The 25,245-nt window shown below is 50.8% G+C and carries 26 protein-coding genes; 2 read left to right on the top strand and 24 right to left on the bottom strand.

The window, feature by feature from the left end:
- The 11 genes from rnc to DFR62_RS01595 all read right to left on the bottom strand — a co-directional run bounded on the left by rnc (position 1) and on the right by DFR62_RS01595 (position 10,383).
- Positions 1-756, bottom strand: a complete 756-nt coding sequence (rnc, locus tag DFR62_RS01545; protein WP_121297724.1) for a ribonuclease III — start codon at positions 754-756, stop codon at positions 1-3.
- Positions 757-895: 139 nt separating this feature from the next.
- Positions 896-1,132: an acyl carrier protein gene (locus DFR62_RS01550; protein WP_058383561.1), complete on the bottom strand. Its 237-nt coding sequence runs from the start codon at positions 1,130-1,132 to the stop codon at positions 896-898.
- A 40-nt stretch (positions 1,133-1,172) separates the two neighbouring features.
- On the bottom strand, positions 1,173-1,919 hold the full coding sequence (fabG, locus tag DFR62_RS01555; protein ID WP_121297725.1) for a 3-oxoacyl-[acyl-carrier-protein] reductase: 747 nt from the start codon (positions 1,917-1,919) through the stop codon (positions 1,173-1,175).
- On the bottom strand, positions 1,916-2,854 hold the full coding sequence (gene fabD / locus DFR62_RS01560) for an ACP S-malonyltransferase (protein WP_121297726.1): 939 nt from the start codon (positions 2,852-2,854) through the stop codon (positions 1,916-1,918). Before fabD ends, fabG begins: the two co-directional genes overlap by 4 nt.
- The gene (gene plsX, locus DFR62_RS01565; RefSeq protein ID WP_121297727.1) at positions 2,851-3,843 is read right to left on the bottom strand and encodes a phosphate acyltransferase PlsX; all 993 of its coding nucleotides are present in this window, start codon (positions 3,841-3,843) and stop codon (positions 2,851-2,853) included. Before plsX ends, fabD begins: the two co-directional genes overlap by 4 nt.
- Positions 3,840-4,424: a transcription factor FapR gene (gene fapR / locus DFR62_RS01570; protein WP_058383557.1), complete on the bottom strand. Its 585-nt coding sequence runs from the start codon at positions 4,422-4,424 to the stop codon at positions 3,840-3,842. The genes plsX and fapR overlap by 4 nt, the downstream gene beginning before the upstream one ends.
- Before the next feature lie 89 nt (positions 4,425-4,513).
- Positions 4,514-6,556 (bottom strand): ATP-dependent DNA helicase RecG, encoded by a 2,043-nt coding sequence (gene recG / locus DFR62_RS01575; protein WP_121297728.1) that lies wholly within the window; start codon positions 6,554-6,556, stop codon positions 4,514-4,516.
- Positions 6,546-7,445 carry an L-serine ammonia-lyase, iron-sulfur-dependent, subunit alpha gene (gene sdaAA / locus DFR62_RS01580; RefSeq protein WP_058383555.1) on the bottom strand — a complete coding sequence of 300 codons (900 nt, stop codon included), beginning with the start codon at positions 7,443-7,445 and terminating at the stop codon, positions 6,546-6,548. The genes recG and sdaAA overlap by 11 nt, the downstream gene beginning before the upstream one ends.
- 16 nt (positions 7,446-7,461) lie before the next feature.
- Positions 7,462-8,124, bottom strand: coding sequence for an L-serine ammonia-lyase, iron-sulfur-dependent subunit beta (gene sdaAB / locus DFR62_RS01585; RefSeq protein WP_058383554.1), 663 nt, complete (start codon positions 8,122-8,124; stop codon positions 7,462-7,464).
- A 225-nt stretch (positions 8,125-8,349) separates the two neighbouring features.
- Positions 8,350-10,002 (bottom strand): DAK2 domain-containing protein, encoded by a 1,653-nt coding sequence (locus tag DFR62_RS01590; protein ID WP_121297729.1) that lies wholly within the window; start codon positions 10,000-10,002, stop codon positions 8,350-8,352.
- A gap of 18 nt (positions 10,003-10,020) precedes the next feature.
- Entirely contained in the window at positions 10,021-10,383 is a 363-nt protein-coding gene (locus DFR62_RS01595) for an Asp23/Gls24 family envelope stress response protein (RefSeq protein WP_058383552.1), read from the bottom strand.
- A gap of 220 nt (positions 10,384-10,603) precedes the next feature.
- Between DFR62_RS01595 and rpmB the strand changes: the two genes are divergently transcribed.
- Positions 10,604-10,792 (top strand): 50S ribosomal protein L28, encoded by a 189-nt coding sequence (rpmB, locus tag DFR62_RS01600; protein ID WP_058383551.1) that lies wholly within the window; start codon positions 10,604-10,606, stop codon positions 10,790-10,792.
- A gap of 57 nt (positions 10,793-10,849) precedes the next feature.
- Here rpmB and DFR62_RS01605 read toward each other — a convergent pair whose 3' ends face one another.
- The 13 genes from DFR62_RS01605 to DFR62_RS01665 all read right to left on the bottom strand — a co-directional run bounded on the left by DFR62_RS01605 (position 10,850) and on the right by DFR62_RS01665 (position 23,409).
- Positions 10,850-11,488, bottom strand: a complete 639-nt coding sequence (locus tag DFR62_RS01605) for a thiamine diphosphokinase (protein ID WP_121297730.1) — start codon at positions 11,486-11,488, stop codon at positions 10,850-10,852.
- Positions 11,485-12,150 carry a ribulose-phosphate 3-epimerase gene (rpe, locus tag DFR62_RS01610; RefSeq protein WP_121297731.1) on the bottom strand — a complete coding sequence of 222 codons (666 nt, stop codon included), beginning with the start codon at positions 12,148-12,150 and terminating at the stop codon, positions 11,485-11,487. The genes DFR62_RS01605 and rpe overlap by 4 nt, the downstream gene beginning before the upstream one ends.
- Positions 12,143-13,039 (bottom strand): ribosome small subunit-dependent GTPase A, encoded by an 897-nt coding sequence (gene rsgA, locus DFR62_RS01615; RefSeq protein WP_121297732.1) that lies wholly within the window; start codon positions 13,037-13,039, stop codon positions 12,143-12,145. Before rsgA ends, rpe begins: the two co-directional genes overlap by 8 nt.
- A 33-nt stretch (positions 13,040-13,072) precedes the next feature.
- Entirely contained in the window at positions 13,073-15,049 is a 1,977-nt protein-coding gene (pknB, locus tag DFR62_RS01620; RefSeq protein WP_121297733.1) for a Stk1 family PASTA domain-containing Ser/Thr kinase, read from the bottom strand.
- Positions 15,050-15,051: 2 nt separating this feature from the next.
- On the bottom strand, positions 15,052-15,801 hold the full coding sequence (locus tag DFR62_RS01625) for a Stp1/IreP family PP2C-type Ser/Thr phosphatase (protein ID WP_121297734.1): 750 nt from the start codon (positions 15,799-15,801) through the stop codon (positions 15,052-15,054).
- A gap of 18 nt (positions 15,802-15,819) precedes the next feature.
- Positions 15,820-17,175, bottom strand: coding sequence for a 16S rRNA (cytosine(967)-C(5))-methyltransferase RsmB (rsmB, locus tag DFR62_RS01630; protein WP_121297735.1), 1,356 nt, complete (start codon positions 17,173-17,175; stop codon positions 15,820-15,822).
- Positions 17,172-18,104, bottom strand: coding sequence for a methionyl-tRNA formyltransferase (fmt, locus tag DFR62_RS01635; protein WP_121297736.1), 933 nt, complete (start codon positions 18,102-18,104; stop codon positions 17,172-17,174). Before fmt ends, rsmB begins: the two co-directional genes overlap by 4 nt.
- Positions 18,101-18,607 (bottom strand): peptide deformylase, encoded by a 507-nt coding sequence (def, locus tag DFR62_RS01640; protein ID WP_121297737.1) that lies wholly within the window; start codon positions 18,605-18,607, stop codon positions 18,101-18,103. Before def ends, fmt begins: the two co-directional genes overlap by 4 nt.
- A gap of 18 nt (positions 18,608-18,625) precedes the next feature.
- On the bottom strand, positions 18,626-21,022 hold the full coding sequence (gene priA / locus DFR62_RS01645) for a primosomal protein N' (RefSeq protein ID WP_121297738.1): 2,397 nt from the start codon (positions 21,020-21,022) through the stop codon (positions 18,626-18,628).
- Complete coding sequence (gene coaBC, locus DFR62_RS01650) at positions 21,019-22,218, bottom strand: bifunctional phosphopantothenoylcysteine decarboxylase/phosphopantothenate--cysteine ligase CoaBC (protein ID WP_121297739.1); 1,200 nt, start codon at positions 22,216-22,218, stop codon at positions 21,019-21,021. The genes priA and coaBC overlap by 4 nt, the downstream gene beginning before the upstream one ends.
- A 75-nt stretch (positions 22,219-22,293) precedes the next feature.
- Positions 22,294-22,518, bottom strand: coding sequence for a DNA-directed RNA polymerase subunit omega (rpoZ, locus tag DFR62_RS01655; protein WP_101190551.1), 225 nt, complete (start codon positions 22,516-22,518; stop codon positions 22,294-22,296).
- Entirely contained in the window at positions 22,518-23,138 is a 621-nt protein-coding gene (gene gmk / locus DFR62_RS01660; protein ID WP_058383539.1) for a guanylate kinase, read from the bottom strand. Before gmk ends, rpoZ begins: the two co-directional genes overlap by 1 nt.
- Position 23,139: 1 nt before the next feature.
- Positions 23,140-23,409: an extracellular matrix/biofilm biosynthesis regulator RemA family protein gene (locus DFR62_RS01665; RefSeq protein WP_121297740.1), complete on the bottom strand. Its 270-nt coding sequence runs from the start codon at positions 23,407-23,409 to the stop codon at positions 23,140-23,142.
- Between the two features lie 122 nt (positions 23,410-23,531).
- Here DFR62_RS01665 and DFR62_RS01670 point away from each other — a divergent pair, with 122 nt between their 5' ends.
- Positions 23,532-25,187 carry an Rqc2 family fibronectin-binding protein gene (locus DFR62_RS01670; protein WP_121297741.1) on the top strand — a complete coding sequence of 552 codons (1,656 nt, stop codon included), beginning with the start codon at positions 23,532-23,534 and terminating at the stop codon, positions 25,185-25,187.
- The last annotated feature ends 58 nt before the right edge of the window (positions 25,188-25,245 follow it).

Consider the following 25,245-nt stretch of genomic DNA (forward strand, 5'->3'; position numbering starts at 1 on the left):
TCAATCCTCCGCTGTTTCCTGCAATTTAAGGATGGCAAGCTGCGCTGCCTTCTGCTCCGCTTCTTTTTTGGAGCGCCCGTCGCCTAGGCCCAGTTCCTGGTCGCCCAAGGAAACGCGCGTCACAAAAATACGGCTATGTGCAGGACCCTTTTCTTCGATGATTTCATAATTCAAGGTGCTGGTATTCTTCTGCTGCACCAGCTCCTGCAATTGGCTTTTATAATCCATCGCATGAGAAAAAGCACCGACTTCCACTTTCGGGAATAGCACTACCTCTAAAAAGGCCACGACCTTCTCAAGCCCCTGATCCAGATAAAGCGCTCCGACGAATGATTCGAAGACATCCGCAAGAAGTGCCGGTCGCGTTCTGCCCCCTGTCAATTCCTCGCCTTTGCCGAGTAGAATGTATTTGCCAAAATCCAGTTCGTTGGCAAATAGCACAAGGGACGGCTCACAGACGATCGATGCGCGCAGTTTGGTCAGTTCGCCTTCAGCCATTTCGGGGTATTTCATATAGAGGAAATGCGATACCGACAATTCCAATACGGCGTCGCCTAAAAATTCCAGGCGCTCATTGTCCGTGAATTGTCTTCTTCGATGCTCATTCACATAAGATGAATGGGTAAATGCCTGCTGCAGAAGGGCAGGTTGTTCAAACTGGATATCCAGCTCTTTTTGCAATTGCTCAAATGCCTGTTTCGCGCTTTCTTTCAGCGCCATTTGTTTGGTGTGTTTCGGTTTTCGTTTCATCGCCATTTTTATCTGCCTTCCTCTATTGTTCTCTTGTTGATTTTACCTGTTTTTCTGGCATTGTGCAAAAAGAGAATTGACGCACAGCTAGGCTGTGCGTCAATTGTTTGTGCTATCAAGCTGGGACGGATCCCGTTTATTCAACTTAAGCTTGTTTTTTTTCGATGTAAGTTACTGCGTCGCCTACCGTTGACATTCCTTCTGCATCTTCATCGGAAATTTCCATATCGAATTCGTCTTCTAGCTCCATGACCAATTCAACTACATCCAATGAGTCTGCCCCAAGGTCGTTTGTGAAAGATGCTTCAGGTTTCACTTCGCTCTCTTCCACACCAAGACGATCTACGATTACTTTGGTTACTCGCTCCAATACTGTTGACAATGCCGTCACCTCCCCTCAAATCAGTATACATAATTGTGAACTACATGACCATGCCGCCGTCCAGATGCAAAGTCTGGCCGGTTACATAACTTGCTTCGTCGGAAGCCAGGAACAATGCCGCATTCGCCACATCTTCCGGCGCGCCGAAACGGGCGAGCGGAATTTGGGCAAGCATGCTCGATTGTACATCATCGCCGAGCTTTTCTGTCATGTCGGTCGTGATGAATCCAGGGGCTACCGCATTTGCCGTAATCCCACGGCTTGCAAGTTCTCTCGCCGTCGTCTTCGTCAAACCGATGACGCCCGCTTTTGCCGCCACGTAATTCGCTTGTCCTGCATTGCCCATGACGCCCACGATCGACGCGATATTGACGATGCGCCCTGCGCGCTGTTTCATCATTTGGCGGGTTACTGCTTTGGTGCACAGGAAAACGCCTTTCAAGTTCGTATTGATAACATCATCCCATTCGTCTTCTTTCATGCGCATCATCAAGTTGTCGCGTGTGATGCCGGCATTATTGACAAGGATGTCGATCGAGCCGAATTCCTTCATCGCTGTATCCGCCATCACTTTTACCGCATCGGCATCTGCGACATTGGCTTTGACGGCAATGGCTTTGCCGCCCGCTTGTTCGATTTCAGCTACGACGGCTTCCGCCTTGTCCTGGCTGCCGCTGTAATTGACGACGATATTTGCGCCTTCTTCAGCAAAACGGCGGGCAATGGCTGCCCCAATGCCGCGGGATGCCCCTGTAACGATGGCTGTTTTTCCAGTTAATTTGCTCATGTTGTCAACTCCTCTACCGCTTTTTCGAATGACGCCAGGTCATGGACCGGAATAACAGTGACTGAACGGTCGATTTTTTTCACCAAGCCGCTCAGCACTTTTCCAGGTCCGACTTCGACAAAAGTGGTGACGCCTAGTTCGATCATCTTCCGCACGGATTGCTCCCACAAAACAGGGGAGTACAATTGATGGATTAACATGTCCTGCAATTGCGTCGCGTTCGTTTCCGGTTCGGCCCTGAAATTTGTCACGACAGGAACTTTCGCATCGAGCAGGAATGAATCACTTAGCACTTTTGCCAAGTCATGTGACGCGGAACGCATCAATTCCGAGTGGAACGGGCCGCTGACGTCAAGCGGGATGGCACGTTTTGCGCCGCGCTCTTTTGCCAGTTCACACGCTTTTTCCACTCCCGCTTTCGTTCCGGAAATAACGATTTGCCCCGGGCAGTTCAAGTTGGCCAATTGGACGACTCCTGCGCTATTGGTCGCATCATCCGTCACTTCTTCCAGCTTGTCTGCATCCATCCCCAGAATAGCGGCCATTGCGCCTTCACCTGCAGGCACTGCTTCATTCATGAATAATCCGCGCTTATGGACCACTTCCACAGCTTTCGGAAATTCCAAGACATTCGATGCGACAAGTGCACTGTATTCACCAAGGCTGTGCCCCGCTGTATAATCCGGTCGGATGCCTGCACGGATCAATCGTTCCGTGATCATCGAGCTGACAGTCAAAAGTGCCGGCTGCGCGTGATAAGTCAAGGTCAATTCTTCCTGCGGGCCTTCGAGCATCAATTTCGACAAACCCATCCCAAGCACTTGGTCTGCGCTGTCGTAAAACTGGCGGCTCTTGTCATCTTCCAGAAAGCTTTCGCCCATGCCCACTGCCTGTGAGCCTTGCCCTGGATAAATAAATGCGATTTGCTTTCTCATGACGATTGTTCCTCCTTCAAGGTGCTGTAAATCTTGCCGGCCACATCATGCTCGACCATCGTCCGCGCTTGGCGGATCGCGTTATAGAATGCAGTGCCGTTGGATGAACCGTGCGCTTTGATGACCGGCGCCTTTAGCCCGAATAATCCAGCACCGCCGTATTCGCTGTAATCCAGCATGCCTTTTAACGCGCTCAAATCATTTTTCACGAGCATCGCCGCTATTTTAGTTTTAGTTGAAGCCATAAAGACATCTTTGATCATCGCGAATACATTCATCGCCGTCCCTTCGATCGTCTTTAAGACCATATTGCCGGTAAAACCGTCCGTGACGACTACATCAGCAGCGCCGTTCAGCAAGTCGCGCGACTCCACGTTGCCAATGAAGTTGACAGGCGCTTCTTTAAGCAGCGGAAATGCCGCTTTCGTCAGTTCATTGCCTTTTTTCTCTTCTGTCCCGATATTCAGCAAACCGACTGTCGGATTTTGGACGCCGCGTACTTTTTCGGCATAGATGCTGCCCATGATGGCGTATTGCACAAGGTGCTCCGGCTTGGCATCGGCATTGGCGCCGAGGTCCAGCATGAGAAAACCTTTTCCGTCCATCGTCGGCAAAGTCGGCGCAAGCGCCGGGCGGTCGACACCGTCGATGCGGCCGACGATAAACAAGCCGGCTGACATAAGGGCTCCTGTGTTTCCTGCGGATACTGCCGCATCCGCGGTACCTTCTTTGACCGCTTCGGCCATACGGACCATCGATGCATCTTTTTTGCGGCGCACCGAACGGACCGGATCGTCTTCCGATTCGATCACTTCAGTGCAATGGATAATCGTCAAACGGTCTTGCGGTTTTATGTATTCATCGATTTTGTCCTGTTGCCCGTAAAGCAAAATCTCCACGTCGCTGAACGCTTCGAGTGCTTGTTTGACACCTTCGATAATTTCTTTCGGGGCGTTGTCCCCGCCCATTGCATCGATCGCTATTTTCACGAATTGTCACCTTCACTTTGTTCAGTCATGCGGTACATTTCAAATGTCCCGATAAAAACTACTGCCTGGTCAACCGTCGACACCACTTTGACGAACGCGCGGTGCTTGTGCGGCTGCCTGTCGGTCACTTGCGCTTTCGCGACGACCCGCTGCCCGGCTTTAACCGGCTTCAAAAATTGCAATTCCGATTTCACTGTCAACGCCAATTCTTCGTTCATCACCGCTACCGCCAAGGAATTCGCCTGCGCGAACAGATGGTGCCCCCTGGCAATTCTATTGCGCTGGAAAACGTGTTCCGGTTTGACATCAAAAATCGAGATGGCTTTATTGTCCAATTCTATATCGATAATTTCACCGATCACTTCGTCAATCGGCAAGGATTTCACTTCATCGTCAAAGGTCTTCTCGGCTACGTGCTTGATGCGCTCCCGAAGTTCAGGAATCGAAAGCTCCATCCTGTCGAGACGGATGGTCTGGACACTGACACCGAACTCTGCCGACAATTCTTCATCGGTCACGAACGGATTATCTTTGATCGAGGATTTCAGCGCAGCCTGCCGCTCTTTTTTAGGTTTTCTCACTATGTCACCGCCCGCTATTAGCACTTGGTACTAATATGAGTATATAAACAACAAAAAAAGAATGCAAGGAAAATCGGTCTCCCTGCATCCTAATCAAGCCTTCCGCCTTCGAGAATGCCGGACTCTTCAAGCATCGCCCGCAGGCATTTCGTTTCGTCCGAGATCCAGAACGACTCGCTTGCGATTAACGCCTCCGCGTCTTTTCTCGCCGCTTCAAGCGCACGGTAATCGTGGACCAGATCCGCCATGCGGAACTCCGGAATGCCGCTTTGCTTGCGGCCGAAGAAATCACCCGGCCCTCGCAGCTCCAAATCCTTTTCAGCTAGGATAAAGCCGTCGTTCGTTTCCGTCATCGAATTCATGCGCTCTTTGCCGATCTCCGTTTTCGGGTCTGCCAGCAGCACACAATAGGATTGGTCGCTGCCACGGCCAACACGCCCGCGCAATTGGTGTAGCTGCGACAAGCCAAAGCGTTCAGCGTCATAAATCAGCATGAACGACGCGTTCGGGACGTTGACGCCGACTTCGACCACAGTCGTCGACACCAGCACCGCGATCTTTCCTTCTGCAAATTCACGCATCGTTTGCTCTTTTTCATCCGGATGCAGGCGTCCGTGCATCAACCCGACGGTATGGCGGCCTTCGAAATACACCGTCAATTGCTGGTACAGCTCGACCGCATTCTGGTATTCCAAGGTTTCGGATTCTTCGATCAGCGGTGCGATGACATATGCCTGCCGCCCGGCGAGAAGTTCTTTTTCCATGCGGCCGACAATTTTGCCGAACATCTCTTTTTTCATCCAATAGGTTTCGATTTCTTTTCGCCCGGCCGGCATTTCGTCGATGATCGAGACATCCATTTCACCGAAAGCCGAAATTGCGAGCGTCCGTGGAATTGGGGTCGCGGTCATGAACAGGACATCCGGGTTTAAGGCTTTATCTTTCAGCACACGCCGTTGGTCCACACCAAAGCGGTGCTGCTCATCGGTGATGACCAATCCTAGGCTTTTGAACAAGACTTCCGGCTGGATCAATGCATGGGTGCCGATCAAAATGTCGATTTCGCCATCCACTAGACGCTTCAATACTTCCTTGCGTCTCTTGCCTTTAACGGATCCCGTCAATAAGGCGACGCTGACGCCAAAAGGACGGAACCATTCCTCGAGCGTATTGGCATGCTGCTCAGCGAGGATTTCTGTTGGTGCCATGAGCGCCCCTTGTTTGCCTGCTGTTACGGCGGCATACAAAGCGATTGCGGCGACGACAGTCTTGCCGGAACCGACATCCCCCTGCAATAGGCGGTTCATCCGGAACGGTTCTTTCATGTCGCGGCAAATTTCATTGACGACGCGTTTTTGGGCACTGGTCAAATCGAACGGCAATGCATCGATGAACGCTTTCAAACGATTCAAATCATAATCGATGAACGAACCGCCCTCCGCTTCCCGGTTCTTCTTGCGCAGCGCCTGCATCTTCAATTGAAACAGCAATAGCTCTTCATACACAAAACGCCGGCGCGCCTGCTTGAGCGAAGCGGCATCTTCCGGGAAATGGACGGTTTCGAGCGCTTCTTCAAACGGCAGCAGCTGGTATTCTTCGCGGATGGAAGCGGGCAGGCAATCCTGGAGGCCGCCTTTTGTGGCATCTAGCGCTTGCCGCATCAGTTTGCGGAACGTTTTCTGGTGCATAGAACCTTTCAGGCTGTAAACCGGCTCGAAATCCGCGCCATCTGTCCGCGGGCCGATCGAATGGCTGGAAACCGTGATCAATTGGCGGCCACGATCCCATTTGCCAGTCAAAGTGACAATCGCGCCGATTTGGAGTTTGGCTTTCACATAATGCTGGTTGAAGAATACCGCTTTGACGAGATGGCGACCGACGAGCACCGTCACAGTCGTCCGCGATTTATTTTTTCCTAAAAAAAGGACGGAAGGTTCATTTTCGACCCTTCCCTCCACCGTTACCCGTTCATTATGGGGCGTTTCAGCCAGATCTTTGAGCTGGAAATCCTCGTGGCGATACGGGAAGGTCATGATCAAGTCTTCAAGACTTTCGATTTTCATGTCCCGCAAGGTTTCAGCCGCTTGCTTCCCGACCCCCTTCAATGAAGAGACGGGTGCTTTATTGTCCACTGCCGACTACCGACCCGCCGAAGATTTTCGATTCTAGCCATTTGCCGGTCGGTGTCGCAGCCAATCCGCCTTTCGCCGTTTCGCGGAACGCGCTAGGCATCGCTTGCCCGATTTCGAACATGGCGCTGATGACTTCGTCGCATGGGATGCGGCTGGTAACGCCAGCGAGCGCCATATCGGCAGCAACGACCGCATTGGATGCACCCATCGCATTGCGCTTCACGCATGGCACTTCCACGAGCCCCGCCACAGGGTCGCAGACTAGGCCGAGCATATTCTTCAGGGTAATGGCAAAAGCTTCAGAACTTTGCTGAGGCGTGCCCCCTGCCATTTCGATGATGGCAGCAGAAGCCATTGCCGCTGCAGAGCCGACTTCCGCCTGGCATCCACCAGCAGCTCCGGAAATCGAGGCATTATTGGCCACGACAAAGCCGAACGCTCCGGACGTGAACAGATAACGGATCATCTGTTCACGTGTCGGGTTCAATTTATTCTTGACGGCAAACAAGGTGCCTGGGACAACCCCTGCAGATCCTGCGGTCGGTGTCGCACAGATCGTGCCCATCGCCGCGTTCACTTCATTGGTCGCGACGGCTTTGCTGACGGCATCGAGCAGCAGATCGCCGGATAGGCTATTGCCTTGCTGCATGTATTTTTGCAGCAGCACCGCGTCGCCACCCGTCAAGCCGGAAACGGAATGAACGCCTTGCAAGCCTTTTTCGACCGCTTCTTCCATGACAGTCAAATTGCGCTCCATCTGCTGCATGATATCTTCCCGCGAACGGTCTGTGATGAGCATTTCCTGTTCGATCATGATCTCGGAAATGAGCTTGCCTTCTTTTTCTGCCCGTTCTACGAGCTCCCTTACGTTTCGGAATAGAACATCCATTTCTCTTACCTCCTGTTTAGTCGGCGATGCGTGTGACTTGCGTAATATTCGGCAACTCGCGCAATTCGCCCATTACTTCTACATCTACCGTCTGATCGACTTCGATGACCATCAACGCCATGTCCCCGCGCTCTTTGCGGGATACTTCCATATGGCCGATATTGATGTCGTATTTATATAAACAATTCGCTACGTTTGCGATACAGCCCGAGCGGTCGTCGTGGACGACGAGGATCGCCGGGTGGTTGCCGGATAACCTGAGCGGGAAACCGTTCAGTTCCGTAATTTCGATTTTGCCTCCGCCGATGGAAATTCCCATCATCGACATTTCGGATTTTTCATCCCCGATGACGATGCGCGCCGTATTCGGATGATCGACATTCCCCGTTTCCGGAATGAACTCATAGCTCATGCCGAGCTTTTCCGCTTCTTCAAAAGCGGTTTTGATGCGCTCGTCGAATGTATCGTAATCCAGTAAGCCGCCGACAATCGCCACATCGGTCGAATGCCCTTTATAGGTTTCTGCGAAAGATCCGTATAAATGGATCTTCGCCCATGCCGGCTGCCTGCCGAACAGGTCGCGCGCTACCCTGCCGATGCGCGCGGCACCTGCAGTATGCGAAGATGATGGACCGATCATTACCGGGCCGATTATATCAAAAACAGATTTGAACTTCATGCTCAAACCCCTCACTTTCCGTCTCGTATAATTTCATTTTACATGAAAAGCGCCGCGGAAACAAAAATAATAAAGCGCATACATTGTCTTAACCGTGGGTTTTTCCCGCTATCCGCCAAGGCTTAACTTGTTTTGCATCATTCTGTCCTTCACACGGCGCTTTTCTATTGTGGGAAAATAAAAAAGCGGAGGCCCGGTGTCTTGTTCCCGGACCTCCGCCTAACATTATTCAACTGCCAGAATATATGGATAGAGCGGCTGCTTGCCGTTGTGGATTTCCACTTCGACGTCGCCGTTCAATGATTCGATGAACGCGCCGAGCTTTTCGGCATCCGCTTCACTGACATCTTCGCCGAAGAGGATCGTGACAATCTCTGCATCTGCATCGACCAGCTTTTTGCATAGTTCTTCAGTTACTTTTTCAAGGCTTTCATCCGACACGACGATCTTGCCTTCTGAAATTCCCATGAAATCGTCTTTCTTGATGGAGACACCATCGATCGATGTATCGCGCACCGCAAAAGTCACCGATCCCGATTTGACGTGCTTGATTGCATCCCCCATCGCTTGTTGGTTGTCTGCGACGGCGGCTTCGGGATTGAAAGCGAGAAGTGCCGACATGCCTTGTGGGACATCTTTTGTAGGAACGACGGCTGCTTCGATATCAAGAAGCTCTGCCGCTTGTTCCGCTGCCATGATGATGTTTTTATTGTTCGGCAAAATCAGCACGCGCTCTGCGCCGATCGAACGGACCGCATTGACGATATCTTCCGTTGACGGGTTCATTGTCTGGCCGCCTTCGATGACGTAAGAAGCGCCGATTGAACGGAGCAATTCCGCTACGCCTTCGCCCATTGCGACCGTGACGATCGCATATGGATGCTTCGCTTCTTCAACTGCCGCAGTCTTCTTATGGCCTTCGCCGACAATGTCGGTATGCTGCTGGCGCATGTTCTCGATTTTCATGCTGATCAGGCTTCCGTATTCCTGGCCGTATGTAAGGACTTTCCCAGGCTCTTCGGAGTGGATATGGATTTTCGCGATTTCATCATCTGAAATGACCAGAAGTGAATCACCGTAAGCGCTCAAATCTGTACGGAACGCGGCTTCATTGAATGAGCGCTTGCCGTCTTCAAATTTGACCATGAATTCCGTGCAATAGCCGAATTCGATATCTTCGGTGTTCATGAAGCCGGCGATGTTCTTATGGTGCTCGGCACTGACTAGGTCATCCATTGAATTATCGACATGCTTCTCCGGCAATGCTTCGCCTTTCAATGATGCAAGAAATCCTTCGTAGACATAGACGAGGCCTTGCCCGCCGCTGTCGACAACTCCAACTTCCTTCAGCACCGGCAACAGGTCCGGTGTTCTCTCAAGCGATGCTTTTGCTTCTGTGACAATCGCTTCGAACAATACGATGATATCTTCTTCACTGTCTGCTAGGCTCATTCCTTTAGCCGCTGCATCTTTCGCGACCGTCAGAATCGTGCCTTCGACCGGTTTCATGACCGCTTTATAAGCTGTCTCGACCCCATGCTGAAAAGCTTCTGCCAATTTTTTCGCGGATAGTTCCGGCTCATCGGCGATAAATTTGCCGAATCCGCGAAACAATTGGGACAAAATGACTCCTGAGTTGCCGCGCGCGCCCATGAGCAAGCCTTTTGATAAAGCGCTTGCTGTTTTCCCGATATGTTCTTGTGTATGGGCTTCTGTTTCTTTTGCACCGGATGTCATCGATAAATTCATGTTCGTCCCAGTATCGCCGTCTGGCACTGGGAAGACGTTCAATGCATCTACATAATCCGCATTTTGGTATAGATGGTGCGAACCCATCTGCACCATTTCAGCGAATTTCACTCCGTTTAATGACTTCATAACCGAATTTTCCTCCTCTTACGGGTTCGTCACACGAACGCCCTGGACATAAATGTTTACCGCACTAACCGGCATGCCCAATGTTTTTGTAATTGTATATTTCACTTTGGATTGGACTTGATACGCCACTTCCGAAATTTTCGTTCCGTAGCTGATGATTACGTACATATCAATGACCAAATCGCCATCTTCTTGGCGCACAAGGACTCCTTTGGCAAAGTTCTCTTTGCGGAGAATGTCCGTGAGGCCGTCGCGGATCTGGTGTTTCGTTGCCATTCCTACGATGCCGTAGCATTCGATCGCAGCACCGCCGGCTATTTGGGCTATCACATCATTGGAAATATCGATTTGACCATATTCATTATTCAACTCAATCGACATTAAAATTCCTCCTCGAGTCCTATTTCACTCTTTTCATTCTACATGAAAGCCCTTTATAAGAAAAGCCAACGTTTTAGCCTGTAAAGGTTTTTTTCTTGAAAGGCTGTGAATTTCACTTGCGCCTGTCTTTTTTCTATGGTAAATTATTAAAGTATGTGAAACGAAAAACGAACTGAAATTCTATTATAATTTTCAGCTTCACTTGTGAGGAGGGACTTACATGCCAAAAGTATGTGCAGTATCTGGACGTAAAGCTCGTGCAGGAAACAGCCGTTCACACGCGTTGAACTCGACAAAACGTACATGGGGAGCAAACCTTCAAAAAGTTCGCATCCTTGTAGACGGCAAGCCGAAACGTGTATGGGTTTCCGCGAGAGCATTGAAATCAGGAAAAGTTGAGCGCGTCTAAACCGCTCATGAATAATGCCAGGTCTGACAATTGTCAGCCTGGCATTTTTTCGTGCGTTCAATCGGAACTTTCGATGACGATTAGATGACCGCCCGTGAATTCAACCGTTCCATCCTGTACTAATTCATTGCTGATAAAGCGCGTCGAACCGAACGGAATCCGCTCATCGTTCACCGGATACTTGAATCCTTCTATCGTAAAGCCGCTCACTTCTTCCGCGAATGGATAAAAGGAGACGTATTTGAAAGCTTGATCGGCTTCCATAGGATATGTTCCGGGCTCCATGAACCGGATGCGGTTCTGCTTGTTCACGATCATGAAATCGATATACGGATAGCTTCTTTGGTAGGCTAAGACGATGTGCAAGGCAGCCATATAATGGTCGAGCCTGCCGCCGGTCACACCGGTAACAATGACAGTGTCCGGATTGTAATGCATCGCTTTCTTCAAGGCAAGTTCCGTATCCGATTCATCTTTTTCCGCCGGCGACCGTTCAAGTGACGGAAATGCTGAGCGGATTTTTTCATACTCGCTGTCTGTCACCGAATCAAAATCCCCGACCGCTTCCACTGGTTCAATGCCGAGCCCAAGCAGCGTCATGACCCCTGCATCCACCCCGATATAGGATGCCCCTTCATATGAAGAAAGGTCCGGCAGTTCGTCTGCCGGACCTCCTGCTGTGATTACGATAATCACGAGATAACTCCTTGCCCCGCCTTTTTGATCGCCTGCAGAGCTTGCGTGCGGTCTTGTTTGCCGAAAATGGCTGACCCGGCCACGAACACATTCGCCCCTGCTTGCGCGCAAGGAACAATCGTTTCTTCATTGATGCCGCCATCGATTTGGATATCGACAGACAAGCCTTTGTCTTTGATCAATTGCGACAATGCCGCAACTTTCGGGACGACTGAATGGATGAACTTCTGTCCGCCAAATCCAGGGTTAACGGTCATGAACAGCACCAAATCGATATCTTCCAAAACATGCTGGATCGTTTCGATCGGCGTGTGCGGGTTCAAGACGACACCCGGTTTGACGCCGAACGAACGGATCAATTGGATGGTGCGGTGAAGATGCGGGCACGCTTCGACATGGACGGTAATATAATCCGCACCAGCCTTGGCGAAATCCTCGATGTAACGGTCCGGGTTCTCGATCATCAAATGGACATCGAGCGGAAGCTGTGTCAACGGGCGCAGCGCGTCGACCACAATCGGCCCCATCGTGATATTCGGGACGAAATGGCCGTCCATGACATCGATATGGATCCAATCGGCTCCGGCTTTTTCGACTTCCTGTACTTCTTGTCCAAGTTTTGCAAAATCTGCTGCTAGAATAGACGGTGCAATTTTAATCATGTGAATACCTCGGCTTTCGATTCATTATTTCTTCCAAAAATTTCAAGTAGTGCTTATAGCGGTATTCAGGGATGTCCCCTGTCTCAACCGCTTTTTTGATAGCGCATTTTGGTTCATTCAAATGCAGGCATTCGCGGAATTTACAGCCGCCTGCGCGTTGTTCCATTTCCGGGAAGCATGCCGACAATTGTTCTTTCTCGAGCTGTTCAAAGTCGAACGAGCTGAATCCTGGCGTATCCGCCAGCAAACCGCCATTCACTTCGATCAATTCCACATGGCGCGTTGTATGCTTGCCTCGGTTCAAGGCTTGCGAGATGTCATCGGTCTTCAACTTCAGCGACGGCAAAATCGTATTCAGCAAAGTTGATTTCCCGACGCCAGACTGCCCGGCAAGAACGCTTGTCTTGCCTTCGAGGACCGGCATCAGCCTTTCCTGCAATGTCGGGTCGTCTATGAAAGATTCAATGACATCGTATCCGATTGTCCGGTAATCATCGGCATAACGGTCCAGTTCTTCGCGCTCCGCATCCGACAATAAATCGATTTTCGTCAAGCAAATGACTGGCTGAATATCAAACGATTCAACCGCTACCAGGAAACGGTCCAATAACAGCGGATGGAAATCGGGCTGCTTGGCTGAAAACACTAAAATCGCCTGATCAATATTGGAGATGGGGGGGCGCACCAGTTCATTTTTGCGTTCATCAATATCCAGTATCGTCCCTTCGCGATCGTTATCCGCTTTGTACTCGACAAAATCCCCGACAAGCGGCGTGATTTGGCGGTTGCGGAAAACTCCACGGCCCCGGCACTGGGTGTAACGTTCACCGTCATCATCCAATACATAATAGAAGCCGCTCAACGCTTTTCTGATCTGACCTTTCGGCATAGCACCACTCCTTATCCATTCATTGTAGTTGTATTAATCTGCGTTCTCATAGTCCACTGTCTTTTCCAGGATGATCGTGGCATCCCTGACGATACGGTAGGAAGCGCTTGCGCCTTCGACAATCTGCATTTCAATCTGGTGTTCGGTCGTTTCCGTGATTGTGAATTCCTCGACCGGTTCGACCATGCTTTGGTTCTGGTCCTGAATATAGACGCGGATGGTCTGCTCGACCGGGTCTTCACCTTCTCCTGCAGGCTCTGCCGGCTCATAAGGGATTTCCACTGTTTCGACGTAGGTATTCACCGGAAGTTCCGCACTGCCAGAAGACAACACGACTTCAATCGTGCTTCCGACTTCAAGCATCTCTCCGCCCGCAACGTTTTGCGACAGCACCAACCCTGCTTCTACGGAATCGGATTCTTCTTCACGGACGATGCGGATATTGAATCCCGATGAACGGGCATACTCATTTAATTGTGCTTCTCCATAGCCGGTCAAATCTTCCACTTCGCGCATGTCCGGTCCTTTGCTGACGACGAATTCGACAGCGGTCTCGCTGATGGTGACCTCGGTTCCCGCTTCAGGGCTTTGGCTCAAGATCGTGCCGGGCGCTTCATCGGAAAACTCTTCCCGCGAATCGACCGATGCATAATTCGAACCTTCCAACATACGCTGTGCCTGGTCAAGTGACGTGCCGACATAATCACCAAACTCGGCCGTTTCTTTGCCCCTGCTAATGAATAGGCTGATGCTCGACTCTGGATCGCGCATCTTTCCTGCTTCCGGTATGGTACGAATCACATGATTCTCTTCGACATCTTCAGAGAACTGTTCCGACTCTTCTGCGACAACAAAGCCAGCAGCGGTCAGCTCTTCGTGTGCCGCTTCTCTTTCCATCCCGGAAACATCCGGCACGGCCACTTGCCTAGGCTCAAACAATCCCGGGAACGCAAAGGCCGTGATTAATCCGATCAAGATCAAGGCGGCGAAAATCGCCAAGACAATCGGCGTTTTCTTTCGTTTTTTCTTCTCAGGCGGCTTGTTCTTCTCTTTTTTATCCTCTTTGACAGGAAGCGCCATCGTTTTGGTCGCATCGGCCTGTTCGTACGTACCCGTATCTTTGATCGCCGGCATGGCGCGTGTTTCCCCTTCGTCTACCGGCACGGCAAATTTCGGTTCATTGATTCGTTCCGGAGTGAGCGCCGTCGAAAGGTCTTCTGCCATTTCATCCGCCGAGGCATAACGGTATTGCGGATTCTTGGCAGTCGCTTTCAATACGATATTTTCAAGGCTTTGCGGCAGGTCCGGTACGGTTTCTTTCAATGAAGGCGTTTCCGTTTGCAGATGCTTCAAGGCGATAGCCACAGCCGATTCACCTGAAAACGGCAGCTTTCCAGTCAACAATTCATACATGACGATGCCGAGCGAATAAATATCGGATTTCTTATTGGCGGTGCCGCCTCTCGCTTGTTCGGGAGACAAGTAATGAACAGTCCCGAGCACCGAATTGGTCTGTGTGTAGGAAGTGGCACTCAATGCCATGGCAATGCCGAAATCCGAGATTTTGACGTTGCCGTCTTCATCCACCAGCACGTTCTGCGGCTTGATATCCCGGTGGACAATATGGTTGTGGTGGGCATGCGCAAGGGCAGATGCCAATTGCTTCATGATTTCCACGGCGCGTTCCGGTTCAACCGGGGAATGTTTGATGATGTATTCTTTCAACGTATCACCAGGTACATACTCCATGACGAGATATGGCAAGTCATTGTCTTCCCCGACATCGAAGATACTGACGATGTTCGGATGGCCAAGGCTTGTCGAAGACAGCGCTTCCCGTTTGAAGCGGCGGCGCAATTCCTCTTCATTGCTGAAGTCGTAGCGCAGCACTTTGATGGCGACATCACGGTCAAGGATCATGTCATGTGCCAAATAAACATTGGACATGCCTCCGCTGCCGATCGCCTCAAGCACTTTATAGCGGCCGTTGATTCGTTTTCCAACTAACATCGCTACACCTCCTCACCAAGCGCCGTCAACAATACAAATGAAATATTGTCTTCTCCGCCGAGGTCATTGGCCAGCGCAATCAAGGCTTTGCCTTTTTGAGACAGTGAAGCTTTCGAGCGGACAATCGACGAAATGTCCCGCTCATTCAATTTATTGCTTAATCCGTCGGTGCATATCAGGAAATAAGAAGTGCCAGCGAGAGAAAAATGATGCATTTCCCGCTCGATATCAGGTTCCGTGCCCAGTGAGCGCAGGATCCAGTTTTTCTTCGGATGGTCTTCCGCCTGCTGTTGGGTAATTTCCCCGTTATCGACTAGCACGTTGACATAGGAATGATCACGCGTCACTTGCGCCATCGACGGGCCGATGACATACGCACGGCTGTCGCCGATATGGCATAGCACACAATCATCCTCTTCAATCAATGCGGCGATTAGAGTCGTTCCCATCCCTTTGCATTCGCTATGGGTGATGGAATGTTCATAAACAAGCCGGTTGACTTGCAACACTTGGCCAGATAGCCAGGCCGTCTTTTCTTCTGTCGTTTCAAACGTTTCTTCGTCCGCTTCCATGAACCTTCTGCCGAGTTCATCAACCGCCATCCGGCTCGCAACGTCTCCTGCATTATGGCCGCCCATGCCATCTGCGACAAGCGCGAGCAATAATCCGCCGGGGCGTTTGAGCACAGCGACGCGGTCTTCATTGACTTCCCTTTTTCTACCGGTATCGCTTTCAATTACATACTGAAACAATAGTGGACACCCCGCTTTTTAGCTTTCGGCAACTTGGCCGTCGGTTTTTCTGAAGCTTGCGATAAAAAATCCGTCACTCCCGAAATCCTGCGGGAAGACTTGGACAAATCCTTTGCCTTTGCTCTTGAACGCGGCAGGCAATTCAGCAGGGATCTGTTCCATTTGCGGATGTGTGTTCATGAACTTCTCGGCAGTTCCCCGGTTCTCTTCGGTATCGACCGTACACGTGCTGTAGACGAGAATGCCGCCTGGCTTCAACAGCTTCACCGCTTCATCGAGAAGCGCAAGCTGAATCGTCTGCAAGCGCCCGAAATCATCCGGCGTTTTCGTGTATTTGATATCCGGCTTGCGCTTGATGACACCAAGCCCGCTACAAGGTGCGTCCACCAGGATCCGGTCGAATTTTTCTTCACCGAAGCGCTCGCTGCTTTCACGGCCGTCTCCGACTGTGGTTTCGATTGTCTGGTGGCCCAAGCGTTTTGCGGTTTCTTCAATCAATTTGACTTTATGGGCGTGCAAATCCATCGCCAGTACCGCCCCATGTCCTTCAAGCTTTTCGGCGATGTGGGTCGTCTTCCCGCCAGGCGCCGCGCACATATCGAGCACGGTCATGCCAGGTTCCACTTGCAGCGCATAAGCCGGCAGCATCGAACTTTCATCTTGTATGGTGATGAAGCCTTTTTCGAATGCTTGCGTGCGCACCGGTTGCCCGCCCGTGACGACAAGGCATTCAGGGATAATCTTGCTTGGTTCGGCAGTCAGCCCTTCCGATTCAAGCATTTCGATCACTTGTTCCGGCGTCGCCTGAACGGTATTGACACGCACCGTCTGGAGCGGCGCTTTATTGTTCTCGAGCGCCATTTCGCGGGCTTTTTGCATGCCGAATTGTTCCGACCAGCGCTTGATCATCCAAGCCGGGTGGCTCGTTTCGATGGAAATCTTTTCGATTGGGTCGGCAATTTCATTGAATGAACGCACGCCTGTACGCTGGACGGAACGCAGAATGCCGTTAACGACAGACGCAATGCCGCCATGCCCGCGCCGTTTGGCGATTTCCACTGCTTCGTTGATGACGGCATGGAACGGGATGCGGTCCAAGTAAACGATTTGATAGAGCGATAAGCGCAGAAGCGTCCGCACCCATGGATCGAGCTTGCTTTTGATATACGGTTCTAAATAATAGTCCAAGGTCATTTGATGCTGCAGCGTGCCATAAGTGATTTCCGTCAACAAGCCTTTGTTTTTGGCGGAAATGCCGTAGCTGTCCATTGTTGTATTCAATAAGAGGTTGCTATATGCCTGTTTGTTTTCCACGGCATAGAGAATCGACAATGCTGCATCTCTTACATTGCCGTGGATTTTTTTGTTTTTCATTCGAATCGGTCCCCTGCCTGTAATTTCGGCCCACGTAAATAATCTTCAGCCGTCATGCGTTTTTTCCCAGCCGGCTGCAATTCTTTGATGGCAAGTGCGCCTTCGCCGGTTTGGACGATAATGGCATCTTTTGTCAATTCGATGATTTCACCCGGCGCGCCGGTTTTCTGGCTGTCGGCAATTTCCGTCCACCACAATTTGACATTGGCGTCTGCTAAAGTTGTGAACGCGACCGGCCATGGATGCAACCCGCGCACTTGGTTATAGATTTCGCGTGCGGATTTGTTCCAGTCGATGCGTTCCTGCTCCCGTGAAATATTGCGCGCAAACGTGACGCGTTCTTCGTCCTGTGGAATTCGCTCATTGGTCCCGTCGATGATCGACGGCAAGGTTGCTTTCAACAACTCCATTCCTGCCGCACTTAATTTCTCGAACATGCTGCCGGTATGGTCCGTTTCTTCGATCGGTACCGATTTTTGTGAAATGATATCCCCTGCATCCAGACGATCCACCATATACATGATCGTCACGCCGGTTTCTTTTTTGCCGTCAATGATCGCCTGGTGGATCGGCGCACCTCCACGGTATTCCGGAAGCAGTGAGGCGTGCACGTTGATGGCGCCCAGTTTCGGGGCTTCGAGTACCGATGTCGGCAAGATTTGCCCGAATGCCGCTGTCACAATCAAATCCGGCTTTAAGTCGAGAATTTTTTGCGCTTGTTCGGGATCTTTCAGTTTTTCCGGTTGGTAGACCGGCAATCCAAGTTCCAATGCTTGCTCTTTCACTGGCGTCGGCGTCAGGGTTTTCTTTCTGCCGACAGGGCGGTCGGGCTGTGTGACGACCGAAACGATGTCGTATCCCTCATCGGCAAGCATCTTCAGGATTGGAGCCGAAAATGCCGGCGTTCCCATGAAAACAATTTTGGTCAAAGCGAATCCTCCTCTTCCTGCTGGCGGATCAGTTCATCCAATTCTTCTTGGGTGACATATTTCTCGATTTTGCTCGTGAACAGCACGCCGTCCAAATGGTCCATTTCATGAAGGATGGCACGCGCTTCGTAACCTTCTGCCTCCAGTTCATACCACGAGCCGTCGCGTTCCTGGGCTTTGATTTTGATGCGGCCGTGGCGCTCGACTTCCCCGAAAATACCCGGGAAGCTCAAACAGCCTTCGATATCCGTCTCTTTCCCTTCGAATAGCGCGAGTTCCGGATTGATCATTTCAATCGGCTCCTGCCCTTCTTGGAAATCGACGATCGCGACGCGCAGTGAGACACCCACTTGTGGTGCGGCAATGCCGACACCGTCCGCTTCAATCATTGTCTCGTGCATATCGTCCAATAAAACAGCTATCTGACGGTCGAATTCAGTGACCGACTTGCACGGGGTTTCTAATACTTCATTCGGGTGTTTCACAATTTCACGGATTGCCATTTCTATTCCTCATTTCTGCTACATGACTGTTGTTGGATTCATGTCGATGGACAAAGTCGCACCCGTTTTGATCCAGTCGCTGCGATAGATTTTAATCAATTGCTGCAGCACTTCAGCCAGCTTCGGTTCATTTTTGTATTTTATCAAACATTGATAGCGATATCTATTGTTCACACGGGCGATGAGCGATGCGGAAGGGCCGATAATAATGGTTTTGGGCGACAGGCGGTGGCGCAGGTATTCGGTCATCTGCTGGGCATAGCCCGACACCGTCATCAAATCCTCATGGGTGAACTGGATATTGACGACATAATAATACGGAGGGTATCCGCTCGCCCGCCGCATAGCCATTTCCTGCTCATAGAACGGTTCGTATAATTGGTCTTTTGCGAGCGTGATCGCATAATGCTCCGGCGTATAGGTCTGCACATACACTTCCCCCGGCAATACGTCGCGTCCTGCACGACCGCTCACTTGCGTCAATAATTGATAGGTTTTCTCGGCTGCCCGGAAATCCGGCAAATGCAAAGTCGTATCCGCTGATAAGACACCGACCAATGTAATATTCGGGAAATCCAAGCCTTTGGCAATCATTTGCGTGCCGAGGAGAATATCGGCCTTGCCTTCGCCGAACGCTGACAAGATCTTTTCATGTGCGCCTTTATTGCGGGTCGTATCGACATCCATCCGCAACACGCGCGCATCCGGCACGAGCTTCGCCAGTTCCTCTTCAACTTTTTGGGTCCCTGTGCCGAAAAAGCGGATATGGTCGCTTTCGCATTCCGGGCAAGTCGTCGGCACGGGTTCATCGTAGCCACAATAATGGCATTTCATGCGTTCGCTCGCCCGGTGATAGGTTAGCGAAATATCACAGTTCGGGCATTGCAGCACCGTCCCGCAATCGCGGCATAAAACGAATGACGAGTAGCCGCGCTTGTTCAAAAACAGCACGACTTGCTCTTTCCGTGCCAGGCGCTCGCGTATCGCTTCCGCCAATTCCACGGAAAACATCGACCGGTTGCCGGTGCGCAGCTCTTCGCGCATATCGACAATATGAACTTCAGGCAGCGGCTGGTTTTTCGCCCGGTTTTTCAGCGCGAGTAATTCATAGACGCCTTTTTGGGCGCGCGCATACGATTCAAGTGATGGCGTCGCGCTACCAAGGATGACGGGGCATTGATGCTGCTGGCTGCGCCAAATCGCCACATCCCGTGCGTGGTAGCGGGGTGAGTCGTCTTGTTTATAGCTGGATTCATGCTCTTCGTCGAGGATGATTAAGCCGAGATTTTGAAACGGCGCAAAAATCGCTGAACGGGCCCCTACGACGACTTTCACTTCCGCACGCTGGATTTTTCGCCATTCATCGTATTTTTCCCCTGCTGATAAGCCACTGTGCAGCACGGCGACCAAATCGCCGAAACGCTCCTTAAAGCGGATGGTCATCTGTGGCGTCAAGGAAATTTCCGGGACGAGCATGATCGCTTCCTTGCCTTCTTCAAGCACTTGGGCGATCGTCTGCAAATAGATCTCCGTTTTTCCGCTGCCGGTGATGCCGTGAAGCAAAAAAGTTTTTTCCGTGTTGAGCGAGGATTGGATAGCATCGAATGCCGTTTGCTGTTCATCCGTCAAATCCAAGGCGATCTTTTGTTCAATAGCGGTCAGAAGTGAAGGGTCCCTGTACGATTCCATGGACGAAAAATTGGCCAAGCCTTTTTCCGCCAGAGCGTTGACCGTCGGAAGCGAAACACCAGCTTGCTTTTGCAGTTGGGAAGATTCAAAGCTTTGGCCCACGTGTTTCAAGAAAAATTCCTGCAGCTTCAATTGCTGCTTGGCGTTCGCTCTTATGGAAATATTTTCTATATCTTCTGCAGAATCTGTAATATGGACCATGCGTATTTTTTTCACGCCGGTTTTCTGCTGGATGTTCGTATCCGCAAGCACCGTACCTTTATCCATTTCCTTTTTCATAAGCCCATAGACCGCTTCCGCTTCCTGGGCACGGACAAAGTCACGTGTGCCGAAATACGGATGTAGCTCTTTCGGCAGCTCGTCGATAGCAGCATTCAACACGAACCGCTTCTCGTATTTGGCGCGAAGTGCTGCTGGCACCATGACTTGCAGGGCATCGATTTCAAAACACACCGTCTGGCGTTTCATCCATTGTGCAAGCTCGAGCATTTCTCCGTTCAATACGGGCACGACATCCATCAATTCGTGGATCGGCTTGAGCCGTTTTGGGTCAAATTCAGATGTGTCTTTGATAGTTGTAATAAAGCCGAGCACTTTGCGGTTGCCAAAAGGCACTTTGACGCGCATGCCCGGCTCGGTGAGTGCCTGGAATTTTTCCGGCACTGCATAATCGAACGGCCGGTCAATCGGATGTGCGGCAACATCGACGATGACTTCGGCAATCATTTTGCAAATTCCTTTTCAGTGATAAGCGTTAACAAATCGAGCGCAAGCGCTTTTTTCGGCATGACCGGGAATGCCCTTTCGAATTCTCCGCGGCCGTAGACCGTCACTACATTCGTGTCATGGTCAAAGCCCGCCGAATCCGCACTGACATCGTTGGCGATGATATAATCAGCATTTTTCCGCTCGAGTTTATCTTTGGCATATTGCGCCACATGATCGGTCTCTGCCGCAAAGCCGACCAGGATTTGATGGCCCTTCAGTTGGCCGAGCTGCTGCAGGATATCTACCGTGCGCTCCAGCTCAAGGACCGAATTGCCTTCTTTTTTCTTAACCTTCTGCCCCGCGATGGCCGCCGGGCGGTAATCAGCGACAGCTGCTGTCTTGACGACCAAGTCTGCGCTGTCGTATTCACTAAGCACTGCTTCTAGCATCTGCTGTGCACTTTCGACTTGAATGCGTTTGACACCGCTTGGCAACGGCAATGACACCGGGCCGCTAATCAAAATTGTCTCAGCGCCGAGTTCCGCTGCCGCTTCTGCCATGGCATAGCCCATCTTGCCGCTTGAAAAGTTCGTCAAAAAACGCACCGGGTCGATTCGTTCCCGAGTCGGCCCAGCCGTCACGACCACTTTTTTGCCTTTTAACGGCTTGTTTTTCGTGAAATGGCCGGCCACCAGTTCAGTGATTTTCTCTGGTTCTTCCAAACGCCCTTTGCCTACATAGCCACAGGCCAAAAAGCCTTCAGACGGCTCGATGAAACGGATGCCGTCATGATGCAAACGGTCGATATTGCGCTTGACTGCGGGATGGTCGTACATATGGACATTCATCGCAGGCGCGACCCAAATCGGTGCTGTCGTCGCAAGCAATACCGTCGAGACCATATCATCGCCTAAGCCATTCGCCATTTTAGCGATCATATTGGCGGTAGCAGGCGCGACGATCACGAGGTCTGCCCAGTCCGCCAAATCGATATGGGCAATGACTGAAGAATCTTTTTCGTCGAATGTATCAAAATAGACATCGTTTCTGGACATGACCTGGAACGATAAAGGCTGGACGAATTGCTTCGCTGATTCTGTCATGATGACTTTCACTTCCGCCCCTGCCTGGGACAATTTGCTGACGAGGGCGACCGCTTTATAGACGGCGATGCCGCCGCTTACACATAATAGGATTTTTCGATTTGCCAACACCGCTAAACACCCTTTCTAAACAACAAACTCCCAAAGAACAGGTTCGCTCTGGGAGTCGTCAATTGAGATCATAAGTTAAATTTCGTCTTCGTAAATCGCGGATGCATCTTGCTGAACCGGCGTCAATGCACCAGCTGCAATCTCTTCAAGCGCTTTTCCAACCGCTTTGTGGGATACGTAGGAATCAAGTTTTTCATCGCCATGTTCGTGCAATTGACGGGCTCTCTTGGACGCCAAAGCGACCAGGGAGTATTTCGAATCGATGCGGCTTTTCAGTTTATCAACGGATGGGTATAACATCAGGCATTCTCCTTTAGCATATCTAAGTATCTTTTTTCGACGCGTTCCCGCTTGCAATGTTCTGCGATGATGATGGCATTGATGCGGTCGCATGCGTGTTCGACTTCATCATTTTCGACGACGTAATCGTACAGGTTCATCATCTCGAGTTCTTTCCTGGCGGCATGGATGCGGGAAGCAATCACTTCATCCGACTCCGTGCCGCGGCCGACCAAGCGCTCTTCGAGTTCTGAGAGGCTAGGCGGCGCAAGGAAGATGAACAAGCCATCCGGCACTTTATCGCGCACTTGCGCTGCCCCTTGCACTTCGATTTCCAAGAACACATCACGCCCGGCATCGCGCATTTTATTGACGTATTCGAGCGGCGTGCCGTAATAATTGCCGACGTACTCGGCATATTCAAGCAATTGTCCCTGGTCGATCAGTTCTTCAAACTCATGACGGGTCTTGAAGAAATAATCGACTTCATCCACTTCCCCTTCACGCGGTGAGCGCGTCGTCATGGAAATGGAATATTCATAATTTGTATCCGGCTGTTGGAACAGCTCTTTTCGCACCGTGCCTTTGCCGACGCCCGAAGGCCCGGACAGCACGATGAGCAGTCCACGATGTTTTCTCATTTTATCCCTCGCTTGCCTCATCATCATTTTCTTCAATCCGCGCAAGGGCCGTCTCGACCGACAAGGCGGAAATGACCACATGATCGCTATCCATGATAAAGATCGACTTGGTCTTCTTGCCGCCTGTCGCATCGACGAGCAAGCCTTTGCTGCGCGCTTCCTGCATCAAGCGCTTGGAAGGCGCCGAGTCCGGCTGGATCATCGACACGATGCGGTTCACTGACACCGCATTGCCCGCCCCGATGGATATGAACTTCGGCTTTCTCTTCATCTTCCTCACCGCCATTGATGCTCAAGTAATATATTCACGCTTAAAACTAACTGTCTTATTATATCATATTCTTCCGTGAAAATGATAAGATGGAACAAAACGATTTGAAAGAGGGATTTTTCATGGCATTTGATGGATTATTTACGAAAGCGATGACGAGCGAATTGCAACAGCTCATCACCGGAAGGATTTCAAAAGTTCATCAGCCTAATCAGCTCGAACTGCTCCTGCACGTGCGCGCACAAGGAAAAAACCATAAATTGCTCATCTCGATCCACCCGTCCTATTCACGGATCCATTTGACCAACACGGCAAACGTCAACCCATCGGAACCGCCGATGTTCTGCATGCTGCTCCGCAAACACATTGAAGGCGGCGTCATCACGGGCGTCGATCAGCACGGCTCCGACCGGCTGATCATCCTGCGCATCCGCGCACGCAACGAAATCGGCGACGAAATCGAACGCGAGCTCCATGTCGAAATGATGGGCCGGCATTCGAATATAATTTTAGTCGACGCCGAGCGCGACATGATTCTCGACAGCCTCAAGCATTTGCCGCCAAGCGTCAACTCCTATCGGACGATTTTACCGGGCCAGGATTATATTTTCCCGCCTTCCCAAGACAAACAAGATCCATTTGCGGCGGATGCTGACTTCAGCGGGCTTACCGACAAGGAAATCGTCTCACAGTTTGCCGGTTTTTCCCCACTGACGGCGAAAGAGTTGAACTACCGGCTTGAACGGAATCCTAATAGCGCTGCTGCCTTTTTGCAGGACTTCAATGATCCGGAACCGACTGGCTATTACGTCGAACAGCAAGGAAAAAGCTATTTTTCCGCAACTGAATTGACGCACCTCGGGCAGGACAATATGCGTTTTGACAATTTATCCGAACTGCTCGACCGGATTTATTACGCCAAGGCCGAACGCGACCGCGTCAAGCAGCAGGCAGGCGATTTGGAACGCTGGCTTCAAAATGAAATCGCCAAATTGAAATTAAAGCTCAAAAAGCTTCAGAAAGAACAGGACCAAGCCCAAAAACGCGACCAATTGCAATTGAACGGCGAATTGATCATGGCCAATCTGCACACCATCAAAAAGGGGATGAAACAAGCGGAAGTCGTCAATTATTATAATGAAGAAACAGTGACGATCACTCTCGACCCGCGCAAGACACCGATCGAGAATTCCCAGAAATACTACTCGCGTTACCAAAAAGCCAAAACAGCGGTTGTTAAAACGCATGAACAAATCGAAAAGACGGAAGAAGACATCCGCTATTTCGAATTGCTCATGCAACAAGTGCAGCAAGCCGGGCTTTCCGATATCGAAGAGATCCGCGAGGAATTGGCGGAACAAGGCTATATGAAAGCACAGAAATCGAAGAAAAAGAAAAAGCCGCAAAAACCGAATGTCGAGCATTATGTATCGAGCACCGGCATTCCGATTTCTGTCGGCAAAAACAATAAGCAAAACGATTATGTGACCTTCAAGGTTGCATCTAAATCCGATACATGGCTGCACACGAAAGACATTCCGGGGTCCCATGTCATCATCCACTCGCAAGAACCGGATGAAGACACCATCCTAGAAGCTGCCAGCATCGCCGCTTATTTCAGCAAAGCGCGCGAATCGGCCTCCGTCCCGGTCGATTACACCGAAGTCCGCCAAGTGAAAAAACCGAGCGGCGCCAAGCCCGGTTTCGTGATTTATTTCGAACAGAAAACCGTCTACGTCACGCCGGATGAAGACCTGGTGTTGAAATTGAAAAAATAAGTTTGGACATGCCCGTACTGGCTTTTGCAGTGCGGGTTTTTTCTTACTACAAATCAAG

Origin of the sequence: Planococcus citreus, assembly GCF_003664125.1 — a bacterium.
Taxonomy (GTDB): domain Bacteria; phylum Bacillota; class Bacilli; order Bacillales_A; family Planococcaceae; genus Planococcus; species Planococcus citreus.